This is a genomic window from Brevibacillus laterosporus LMG 15441 (genome assembly GCF_000219535.2).
Taxonomy (GTDB): Bacteria; Bacillota; Bacilli; order Brevibacillales; family Brevibacillaceae; genus Brevibacillus_B; species Brevibacillus_B halotolerans.
The window spans coordinates 3,548,924-3,560,135 of record NZ_CP007806.1 but is presented as its reverse complement, the minus strand read 5'-3'; the positions used below and the strand labels follow the sequence as shown (position 1 = coordinate 3,560,135).

At 40.6% G+C, this 11,212-nt stretch carries 10 protein-coding genes; 6 read left to right on the top strand and 4 right to left on the bottom strand.

From position 1 onward, the window contains the following. Window positions 1–39: 39 nt before the first annotated feature. Complete coding sequence (locus tag BRLA_RS15475; protein ID WP_003337016.1) at window positions 40–1,098, bottom strand: YkvI family membrane protein; 1,059 nt, start codon at window positions 1,096–1,098, stop codon at window positions 40–42. A 51-nt stretch (window positions 1,099–1,149) separates the two neighbouring features. Between BRLA_RS15475 and BRLA_RS15470 the strand changes: the two genes are divergently transcribed. From BRLA_RS15470 to BRLA_RS15460, 3 genes are all read left to right on the top strand, one after another. After that, window positions 1,150–1,887: an MBL fold metallo-hydrolase gene (locus tag BRLA_RS15470; RefSeq protein ID WP_003337017.1), complete on the top strand. Its 738-nt coding sequence runs from the start codon at window positions 1,150–1,152 to the stop codon at window positions 1,885–1,887. Window positions 1,888–1,903: 16 nt separating this feature from the next. Beyond that, complete coding sequence (locus tag BRLA_RS15465) at window positions 1,904–2,458, top strand: tRNA 5-(aminomethyl)-2-thiouridylate-methyltransferase MnmM (protein ID WP_003337018.1); 555 nt, start codon at window positions 1,904–1,906, stop codon at window positions 2,456–2,458. 169 nt (window positions 2,459–2,627) lie between these two features. Then, window positions 2,628–3,689: a YheC/YheD family endospore coat-associated protein gene (locus BRLA_RS15460; RefSeq protein WP_041752288.1), complete on the top strand. Its 1,062-nt coding sequence runs from the start codon at window positions 2,628–2,630 to the stop codon at window positions 3,687–3,689. 150 nt (window positions 3,690–3,839) lie between these two features. Here BRLA_RS15460 and cbpB read toward each other — a convergent pair whose 3' ends face one another. Both cbpB and BRLA_RS15450 read right to left on the bottom strand, forming a co-directional pair. Then, a complete protein-coding gene (gene cbpB / locus BRLA_RS15455; protein ID WP_003341260.1) occupies window positions 3,840–4,280 on the bottom strand; it encodes a cyclic-di-AMP-binding protein CbpB in 441 nt (146 codons plus the stop codon). Window positions 4,281–4,568: 288 nt separating this feature from the next. Further along, window positions 4,569–5,441, bottom strand: coding sequence for a lipoate--protein ligase family protein (locus BRLA_RS15450; protein ID WP_003337023.1), 873 nt, complete (start codon window positions 5,439–5,441; stop codon window positions 4,569–4,571). A 158-nt stretch (window positions 5,442–5,599) separates the two neighbouring features. Between BRLA_RS15450 and BRLA_RS15445 the strand changes: the two genes are divergently transcribed. Continuing rightward, the gene (locus BRLA_RS15445) at window positions 5,600–6,070 is read left to right on the top strand and encodes a GNAT family N-acetyltransferase (protein ID WP_003337024.1); all 471 of its coding nucleotides are present in this window, start codon (window positions 5,600–5,602) and stop codon (window positions 6,068–6,070) included. Window positions 6,071–6,175: 105 nt separating this feature from the next. Here the strand turns inward: BRLA_RS15445 and BRLA_RS15440 are convergent, their stop codons facing one another. Next, the gene (locus BRLA_RS15440; RefSeq protein ID WP_003337025.1) at window positions 6,176–7,426 is read right to left on the bottom strand and encodes an S-layer homology domain-containing protein; all 1,251 of its coding nucleotides are present in this window, start codon (window positions 7,424–7,426) and stop codon (window positions 6,176–6,178) included. 333 nt (window positions 7,427–7,759) lie between these two features. Between BRLA_RS15440 and BRLA_RS15435 the strand changes: the two genes are divergently transcribed. After that, window positions 7,760–9,886, top strand: coding sequence for an AMP-binding protein (locus BRLA_RS15435; protein WP_003337026.1), 2,127 nt, complete (start codon window positions 7,760–7,762; stop codon window positions 9,884–9,886). A 19-nt stretch (window positions 9,887–9,905) separates the two neighbouring features. Continuing rightward, the gene (lplT, locus tag BRLA_RS15430) at window positions 9,906–11,108 is read left to right on the top strand and encodes a lysophospholipid transporter LplT (RefSeq protein WP_003337027.1); all 1,203 of its coding nucleotides are present in this window, start codon (window positions 9,906–9,908) and stop codon (window positions 11,106–11,108) included. Window positions 11,109–11,212 lie beyond the last annotated feature (104 nt).

Below are 11,212 nucleotides of genomic sequence, written 5' to 3'. Positions count from 1 at the left end.
CTAGTAACATACAAAAATCAGCTTATGCGCATGCAAATATCAATTCAATTGCTTTGATCGATCCATCATTTGGCGATAAAATAGCATCACCAAAAAGAACACGACAATCTGTCCAAAAAGCGGGTACAATATAGTAAGCAAAGAACTAAATCCTACGAAGCTAACTCCATAGCAGATTAGCAGTATGATCAATAGGATTAGTGAAAAATGAACGTTAATATAGCTTTTCACCTGTTCAACTAATCCAAACAGATTGGCAACGAGCGAGGAGAAAACCTCCGCATAGACCAATAATGCAAAAAGAAAGGTAATCGTTTTCCCTAGTCCAGACAAAATGAAAATAGTAGGCGTATCTACAAATTGAACGTGGGGCATATTGTCCAATAATGATGCATATGCGAGAAAGAGAAGCAAGCCAATACCTAAACCGCCAACTAAACCTCCGTAAATCAAAGTACGCCTATAGGGGCACTCACGTCCAATAGGGACTAGGACTGCTTGGGCTAATGCAACGTTTAGTGATACATAATAGATGGGAGATTGGAGCCATCCGTCAGCTTCTAGTTCATCAAGAGGCAAGCCGGCTACGGAGGCAGTGCTATCCCAAGGCTTCGTGTAGAAAAAGACAAGTAGCGTAAATCCAATAAGGATTGGAACAAAAATACTATTTACCATATGAATAGCACCCATACCTCTAGCTGTTACCAGGAAAATAAATATCATACTTACCCAAATTCCAAGCTGAGCTGGTAAATGGAACGATTCTTTAAAAAGTGAACCAGTAAAAGCAAGCATGACGGAAGTTGTCCCGATGAGAACTAGGAGTAATATTGTATTAAAAAAAGTGCCGATCGTTTTGCCAAACAGGTAGAAGCTAACTTCCTGATAGGATTTGGCCTGTATACGCTGTGCTACCAGCATAACCTGTATAGCAGACCAGACAAATAATAGACTAGCAATGCCAATGCCAACTAAGCCATAGGGTCCAAACCGTACAAAAAATTCGAGAATCTCTCGACCTGAAGCAAATCCAGCGCCTACAACCGTTCCGATATAAGTAAAGGCGATCTGCAAAATAGTTTTCCATGAATTTTGCATTGAGTACCTCCTGTCCACCATACTACATCCTATGAAATGGAGAGTGAAAACATGCGTATGACTGTGTTAGGCTTTCAATCACCGTATCCAGGACCTGGAGGAGCTACCCCTGGTTATTTATTACAAACAGAATCAAAGAATATATTAATTGATTGTGGGAGCGGGGTAATTAGTCAGGTAACAAAATACATACCAATTCATCAGCTAGATGCGATTTTCTTATCACATTATCATCAAGATCATATTGCTGATGTTGGAGTTTTGCAGTATGGTTTGAATGTGCATCAAAGAGTAGAAGGGATTCGTGCCAATCAACCTGTACCCATTTATGCTCCGACAGAGCCAGTCGAATTTAGCAGTCAAATGGCCTATAAAGAAGCAACAGTTTTTAAGCCGATAACTGAGCAGACAGACGTAATTGTAGGAGACATCACTATTCGTTTTGTTAAAACAGATCACCCCATTTTATGTTATGCCATGATGTTTACGTATAATGGAAAAACAATCCTCTATGGTGCAGATACAGGGATGCAAACGAATTGGGAGAGGGTTATGGAGCCTGATTTATTTATATGTGAAGGAACGTATCTTGACGGCTTTGAACCGAACAAGCCGACTGGCCATTTATCAGTGCGGCAAGCTGCTCAGATTGCCAATGATATAAAAGCAAAAGCATTATTAATTACGCATCTATTTCATAATACAAAAGACGAGGATGTATACGAGCAAGCAAGCTCATATGGGGAATCATGCTATGTTGCAAGGATAGGATTACAGATAGAGATATAAAAAGGAGAGAGCCAACGTGTTTCCAAATGTTTTAGAAGTTGTACGTCAATATATTAGAGAACGAGTAGAAGAAGGAGAGACGGTAGTGGACGCCACTATGGGCAATGGAAATGACACATTATTTCTTGCTCAGCTAGTTGGGGAAAGAGGAAAAGTGTACGCTTATGATGTTCAATCAGAAGCGATTGAGAAAACCCGAGCACGTTTAGAACGCGAACAGGTAGTAGAGCGGGTGAATTTATTATTAACCAGCCACGAGCAAATGAAAGAGATTCCGGTAGCAATCGGAGCTGTTATGTTTAATTTAGGATATTTACCAGGTGGAAATAAGGATATTACGACACAGGCTAATACCACCATTCGTGCTATTGAAGCCGGATTGGATAAGCTCAGGACTGGTGGAATCATGACGATCATTATTTATTGGGGGCACGAAGCAGGGGCTGTAGAGAAGGAGGCGGTTGTTGATTATTGTGAAAAACTACCGCAGACAGAATACCTTGTGCTTCGTTATCAATATATGAATCAACAAAACCAAGCTCCTTTTATCATTGCCATTGAAAAAAGATAAGACAAAACAGATATCGTCAGCCCTAGCCGAGTAATGGACCTATTCATTACTCGTTTTTTTTTTAGTTGAAATCAAGCAGATAAAAAATAGGCAACCCATCTGTCTGCGGCCTACATAGAGTAATAAAAAAGAAAAATGTACTGAAGAAATGATGTAGGAAGGGATGAATGTGGAAAAAATCGGAATCATGCTTGATAAGAAAGTTATTTCCTTGAACAGACGACGACGACACACCTATGAGCGGCTGGCTTTTTATGTAGAGATTGGGGCTAGGCTTGGACTAGAGACTGTGTTTTTTCATGCTGATCAAATTAACTTTGCCACGAATAAAATTAAAGGCTATGTATGGAGAGATAAGAAGCTGGTACCATCCACTTTTATAATCCCAAAAGTCATTCACAATCGATTACTTTCTGGCAAGAAAGCTACGATTTTTCGGATAAAAAAATTAGAAAAAATAAGCCAAGTGTATAACGGAATTGTCACACGCAATAAATGGAGGGTGCACAAGAGACTGTGGGGACAGGATAATTTACGTCATTACATTCCAGAAACCAAGCTATTTCGTAAACAAGCCTTTACCGACATGCTGAATAAATATTCTTTTATCTACATCAAACCCGTAGTCGGATCAGTAGGGATCGGAGTTGCTCGAATAGAACGTAAGGCAGAGGAATATTTTTTCTACTCGTCGCAAACAAAGGAAAGCTTTCAGCATGTAGAAGAACTTGTACAGTTTGTGGAAAACTGGATCAAGAACAAAACCTACATTATTCAACAAGGTATTCCGCTTTGCAAGTATCAGGATCGAACTTTTGATGTGCGTGTTTCTATTCAAAAAAATCAACTGCATGAATGGAAGATATCAGGGATGGTAGCGAAGTTGGAAAACCCTACCAATAAATTAAGTAACTTAGCACAAGGTGGTAGGGCAGAACAATTGGAAACAGTTCTGGCCTCGCTGTTTGCTACTCAAAGTATTCCCGTCATTGTGAATCGTTTGAAGGCTGCATGCTTTGCCATTGTAGAGGAGCTAGAACAACATGAAACGTCACTAGCTGATCTGGGCTTAGATATGGGGATTGACCGGTCTGGATTACCATATTTTATAGAGGCGAACGTAAGGGATCAAAGATACTCATTTTTTAAAGCAGGTGAGAAGGCCATGTTTTATCAATCTTATAAAACACCACTTGAATATGGAGCTACTCTGTACAAAAAGAAAAAATGATGATTAGTAGACTGCTAGACGGCCAGACATCATGCTATTGGTTACGGGAAAATAGAAAAAGCGTGTGTGTAATAAAAGGCCTGCTCCAAGTTGGATGCGGGCCTTTCCTTCATTTCTAACATCACCATGGGGTGTGGGTCTGAGACTGTATTATTCGGCGTTACGGAAATGGTGGTACACGAGGGCAAGAACTGCTTTACGAGTCAAAATTCCTTCAAAAACACCTTGCTCATCCTCGACACACACAAACGGATGATTAATGGATAATTCTAGAGCGCGTTGAAAAGAGTCAGTAGGGCGTAAACGAGGGATGTTATGTTCCATGACCTCTTCTACATGATGCTCATGTAATGTTTCATACTCCACACGCTCTAAACCTAGAATGGATTCCAGTATCATTGTTTTACTAATTTGTCCCATCACTTTATAGGAAGAGTCCAATACAGGAATGGCCGAATATCTGCTTTTCACCAATACTAATAAAGCGTGTTCCAAAGAATTGCCCAATTGAACATGAGCTACTTTTGAGGCGGGCAATATTAAATCCATAATCGGGTAATTGAAAATATGCTTAGCTTGAGGATTAATCAATGCAAGATCCTCCTTACCTTTCATTGTTAATGGACATTCTTCTTGTATTGTATAAAAAATTAAGCAAAAATGCATTTTTTTCTCTATTTGAAATGAGTTGAAAAACAGTGTAGAAGTAGCTTGAGCAAATTTTTATAAGTCCTGACTATCCTAAATCTTTTATGTATGCTGCCCATTTTGTCTCAAAATAGATGAAAAAGAAAAAACCTGAGCGGGTCAATCCTCAGGTTTTTTAAATGAGAAGATGTCTTTTTTATAGATATGCAAAAGACCTCATTGATTATGAGTTTATTTTTGTAACCGCCAATCAGATTGTTGAATCTCTGCTGCGGTATAAGAGAAGAGGCCAAGGCGTCCCGTTAAATGCTGGATTGCGACTTCTTTATCCGCTTCTGTCAAAGGTAATTCTCCCTTGGGAGCTGTCCATTTGTTTGAGATAGCAGAATAAAGCTGTTCTTTTACTTCATCTACGGAGATGGCACGTCCCATATGCTCGGAGATACTGCCGATAGTCTCCTTTCGAACGGCAGGAACAGGGCGCTGGGCTACTTCCATTTCATAAAGTCCAGCTTGATGATAGAAGTCTTCCATCAGGGCTCCGCGTTCTATTCCACTACCCTCAATATTGATACAGAGCTGTAAAATGGAACCATAGCGGGTACGGCGTTGAGCCATTCCACCAATTTTTTTACCAGAAAGCGCAAAATCATAGTCACCTACACAATAGGAATCTACGACTTCTCCCAGTTCAATCTTTCCGTAGTCAGCAAGTCCGACTGATAGAATATCAGCAGCTAGCTTATAAAAATCATCAATTGCCAGATTGCATTGTGGGAATAAAATAGCCATATTTAAAACACCGCTGTCCAGTGGAACACATGCGCCGCCCGAGGAACGGAGGAGAGCCGAGTACCCTTCATAACTGTATGCCTTCAAGGCTTGCTCTAAGTGCGGAAGCTTGGCGTCACGTCGTCCCAACCAAAAAGCTTTATCATAAATCCATAAATGGATAATTGGTTTTGCATTAGGCTCTTTCATAGCAGTAGCTAATGCTTCATCCAATGCGATCGGTTCTACCGGAGATTGTCGGTAGATGCCCGAGTCAATCCAGGTAAATGGAGAGTGCAGTAGTTCAGAATACACAGTAAAACCCCTTCCCAAATACCCTCCTGTAAGAGAGGTGTCTTTCTCCATTATACACATGTCATGAAAATCTCTGCTAGGAAAAAGGAGTATTCAGAAAAGATGGATTTTTCGGTGTGATTTGTTTAATATATGAGGAGAAAGTCAAGAAGTCCATGTAAGAGAGGAAGAGCGATTTGTCAGAGGAGGTAACTGTAGTCCTTGTACCCATGGAAGAGCGGGATAAAGGTGAATATGATCGATTGTTGTTAGAGGCTGATGAATCAGAAGAGATGATTGCACGCTATAAGCATCGTGGAGATATGTACGCTGCTTATACAGAGGAGCGTTTGCTTGGTATCGCCATTTTGCTTCCGTGTACCGAAGAAATGGTCGAAATTAAAAATATTGCGGTATGTAGAGGAGAGCAGGGAAAGGGCTACGGCAAACAATTCATTTCGTGTTTGGAAGAGAAGGCTAAAGAAGGCAACTATAAGGTGATGGTTGTAGGAACAGCGAATTCTAGCTTGGATAATCTAGCGTTTTATCAAAAGGTAGGGTTTCGAATTACAGGAATCAAAGCCGATTTCTTTTTGCAATATCCCTATCCAATTTGGGAAAATGGAATTCGTGCTTTAGATATGGTGATTTTAAAAAAAAATCTGTAAAACAGCAAAACAAAAGCTGGCTTCCCAGAACATTTCGCCAAAGGTACCAAACAATAATAATGGTACCTTTATCATATAACGAAATGTTCAGGGGACCAGCTTTTTTTATTTTTTCGTAGCGGTAAATGTGAAATTGTCAAACCAGGTAGTCTTTGATGGAATCTGTTTAAAAGCATCCTTACTCATATATAATCCTATTTCGGAATGATCCCATTTCACATTTTGGAGCGTATAGATGTTGGTGCCGTTTAGATAAACGGATAATGTATCACCGCTAGCTTTTATTTTAAGGCTATTGTTGGTTGTTAGCTTGGTGGCAATGCTTGCGATAGCTTTTGTCTCTTTCTTTTCAGGATCAGGCAGGTGGCGAATCTGTAGAGAATCCTTTGTTAGATAAACGATATCAGCTTCTCCGTCGTTCCCATTAATAAATATACCGGCTTCCGCATCGGTTTTGACTGGAATAATATCTACTGATATTTCCCATTCTGTATCATCCCTGCTTACCTTATCTTTTAGGGGCAGGAGATAATGCTTTAGAGCGCTGTCATTGCTATAAGCTGTTACACGCTTATCATAAACCACCCACGATCCAGTTCCTCGCGCACTGTTCCATTTTTTCAATTGATTATCTGAAAAATCATCAACCACTTCTCTTGTTTTTTGATCAGGCTTTGGTTGCGGGACGGGAGAAGTAGGATCAGTTGGGAAAACGACTTTTTGCTCATCTAGCTTAGCTCGATACAATAGAGAGGCGGCTTCCGCGCGTGTAATGGCATCTTGTGGTCGGAAGGTACCATCGTTGAAGCCTTTAATCAGATCATTATCTAAGGCGATTGCGATAAAGGTGCGAAGATTGTAAGAAATTCTTTCTTTGTCTCTGAATTGATTTAATAAAGATACTTTTGCTGATTTTGATTGATCATAGCCCAGCAGGCGCACCAAAGCTACGGCAATGTCTTCACGTACGGCATTCTGATCAGGCTTGTAGCTGTAGGTTGAGCCTGACTTGTAGCCAGTCAGGTAAGGCTTTGCATACTCGACATACGTAAATGCCCAGTGGCTGCGCGGTACATCTTTAAAGGTCTGAGAAATCCCCCATTTATCCCCCAATTGGACTCCTGCTGCTGCAATCATAATTTTAGCAAACTCAGCCCGGGTCACTTTTGAGTTTGGACGAAACGAACCGTCACTGTAGCCATCAATAATTCCCTTGGTGGCCATGTCAGTGATGGCCTCATAAGCCCAATGATCTCGCGAGACATCCCAGAAATTTGTGTTTTTAGCTTGTGCTAGCAGGGGCATCATGGAAAACAGCAATAGGAACGACAGCAATAAAGCAGATATCCTTTTCATGGTTTCCTCCTCATGTTCTTTTTCACAAATATGTGATGTTTGTCAAAATCCTTGACGCGCAAAACAACGAGTTAGTTTCGACATTTATCAGAAAAAATAAAAAATAGGGCTGATTGAGTAGGGCTAATTTCCTGAGAGGTATTCTTACCTGGCTAAAAAGACTTGTTTTAGACAACGGAGAGTAGAATATGCTAAGAAAAAAGATAGAAAAAGCAAATCCTACATAAGATGTATGGTTGGGATTAGAAGATGAAAGTATATATTAGTTGACAAGTCTGTTATGATTTTTTGAGAATACAAGTTAAAGAGAAAAAGGGAGAAAGGTGGAATGGTGTGGGTATTGTAGATAGTTTGTTAAAAACGGTGGTTAATACGAGTTATCGAGTTGAGATTGAGGGACTCTCAAAACTCGATTTTTCCAAGCCGGTTATTTTAGCGCCAAATCACGTTTCCATATTAGATGCCGTATTACTGGCCTGCAATCTTCCTAAAGAAGTATGCTATGTGGTGAATACGGATATTGCCAAAAAATATGCCAGCTTTTTATCACAACGAAAATTTATAACGGTTGATCCTTTTAATTCTTATTCCATCCGCAAAATTGTGCGTGAGGTTAAGGCTGGAGTTCCTTTGGTGTTGTTTCCTGAAGGGAGAATTACAACGACTGGTGGAATCATGAAAATATATAGTGGGCTCGGTTATATTGCTCTTCGCACAGGGGCCACTATTTATCCCGTTACATTGGTGGGGCCTGAACGAACACCATTTTCTTACATTACGGATAAGTGGAAAACGCATTTATTCCCCAAGGTGCGTATCCGTATTGGTGAGGCCTATACGATTCCAGCAAAAGAGGGAGTATCGAAACGTATTCAAAAGGAAAAGGCCGGAAGTACAGTCCTGAGAACAATGCAAACAGAATTATTTTATGCCAAAGAGAAGCATCACGTGCAATTATTTAATGAAATGCTAGATGCCTGTCGTCTTAATGGTCCAAACCGGATGATTGGGGAAGAATTAACACAGTCAATAACGTATAAAAAGCTGGTCATAAGTACATATGCATTAGGGAATAAATTACAGGATCTTGTTCAGCAGGAGCAACGCATCGGCACATTATTACCTACATCACTTGGGCATACCGTAGCTTTATTTTCATTATTTTATTTAGACAAAACGGTCGCTCTCCTCAACTTTAGTATGGGGGTTCAGACGGTATTGGATGCTTGTGAAACAGCGAGTATTTCCACCATTTTAACCTCCAGAGAGTTTATTCAGAAGGCTAATTTACAGGCGATGGCTGATGCGCTTACCAAACATATTCGGGTTATTTACCTAGAAGACGTAAAAGCATCGATTAGCACAACTGATAAAGGAAAAGCGCTGGTTGCTTATGTGAGCAAACAGCGTGCTTTAAAGGTGAATCCATTACAGGAAAGTGAACTTATTTTATTTACATCTGGAAGCGAGAGCAAACCAAAAGGAGTGGTGCTAACACACAGTAATATCTATAACAATATTCAGCAGGTCTTGGCCATGATGGATATGACATCGAAAGACAAGTTTTTAAATACCTTACCCATGTTTCACAGCTTTGGGTTAACGGTAGGTACGATTTTACCAATTGTGACAGGAATTCCTGTGTTTTTTTACCCCTCGCCGCTTCATTACAAGGTGATCCCTGAGATTGCTTATGATCGCAATTGTACCGTGTTATTTGGAACGTCTACATTCCTTGCAGGATATGCTCGGACTGCCAAACCATACGATTTTTACGCTATGCGTCATGTAGTGGCGGGAGCAGAAAAATTAAAGGATGAGGTTCGACAGCTTTGGATGGATAAATTCGGCATTAGGGTAATGGAGGGATATGGTACAACAGAGGCTTCTCCAATCCTTTCACTGAACACTCCACTACAGCATAAAAAAGGAACAGTCGGTCAATTTTTGCCAGGTATTCGTTACGAATTAGAGAAGATTGAAGGCATAGCGGAAGGCGGCAATCTTTGGGTGGATGGAGCAAATGTCATGAAGGGCTATTTATTTCATGGCAAAGGCTTCGAGCCGAGAGAAGGGTACTACGATTGTGGAGATATCGTAACAGTGGATGACGAAGGGTATATTTCCATTGTAGCTCGGAAAAAACGTTTTGCAAAAATTGCAGGTGAAATGGTCTCACTAAATTTAGTTGAGCAACTGATTACGGAGGTAGTGCAAGATACGAGGCTCGCTGCTGTTACCACAGGTGATCCGCGAAAAGGAGAGCGCATTTATCTATTTACCTCTACTCCCATTACAATGCGTGAGATTAAGGAATACGTGATAGCTAAAGGCTTCTCAGCACTATTGGTTCCTTCTAAAATTGTGGAAATTGAGGAACTTCCTTTATTAGGAAGCGGTAAGGTGGACTATGTAACATTAAAACAATGGGCAGAACAAGAGACCCCATCTAAACGATAGGGAGAGGAGAGCGGCATTCGTGAAAAATAAAGCCTTGCAGTATTTATATATCACTCAGTTTTTATCTGCGTTTGCTGATAACATGGCATTATTTGTGATTGCCAATCTGTTAAGACAAAATGGCTTTTCTCCTGTCGCGCTTGCCTTAGTTTCCATGGCATTTTTCGTGCCGTTTATTGTAATGGCACCTGTGGTAGGGCCCATAGCAGATAAGTATTCGAAAACAGCCGTTTTACTTGTAGGTAATTTTTTGAAGCTTTTAGGCATCGTATTATTAATGACGGTAGACCACCAAAGCATTATAGCGTTGATGGCTAGTTACTTTACTGTAGGAATAGGAGCGGTTGTCTACTCCCCAGCCAAGTACGGCATATTAGTAGAGCTTACTGAAAACGAAATGGAGTTATTTGAAGCTAATTCACGGATTGAGGCCTATACGATACTGGCTATTTTGCTAGGAATCGGAGGAGGAGGGGCCATTGCGGCCGTTACTAGTGTCATGGTTTCTTCGAGCATCTGCTTGCTGCTCTTTGCGGCTTCGATTGCGATGACCTTTTACATCCCAATGCAGCGAGGCAATCGCCATATTAAAATCAGAAAAGAAACCCGCTTATTTTTTGAAAATTTTCGTTTGCTGTACGGTCATCCGACTACACACTACGCACTGATAGGAACAGGGGCATTCTGGATGAGTTCGGCGGTACTTCGGATTGCTGTGCTTGCTTGGATTCCGCTTGCCCTGGGTTTTGCAGAGAACGACTTTCGTGTATCCCTTATACTAGCGACTACCTCCATTGGCATTATTGGAGGAGCCTTCTTTGCTCCGAAGGTGATTCCTTTATCTAGATTTACGAAAGCCATTCTCTATGGATTTCTTATGACTGGCTGTATTATGCTGTTTCCTTGGATACATTCAACATTCATTGCTATTCTGATGTTGCTTGGTGTTGGCTTTATGGGCGGGGTATTTATCGTTCCGATGAACACTGTCATTCAGGAGCAAGGACTTCAAATCATCGGATCAGGTAAAACGATTGCGGTCCAAAATTTTGTAGAGAATAGCTTAATGCTAGGGGGAACGGTTATTTACTATGCTGTATCCTATATGGGCGGCTCTGTTTCCTTTGCCATTTTATTTCAGGGTATTCTTCTTGTAGTCTTTCTTGGTTATCTAGTATTCAAAATTCCAGAGGTAGATCGAGCTCGAACCAAGCGAATCTAACTTTCACAAAAATGATGCATGGATGAATGAATATAAATATGAGATGATGGATCATGAAAGAGTTTTCATAGTGAAGGCTGTCAGTTAAAAATCGGCACAAGGTG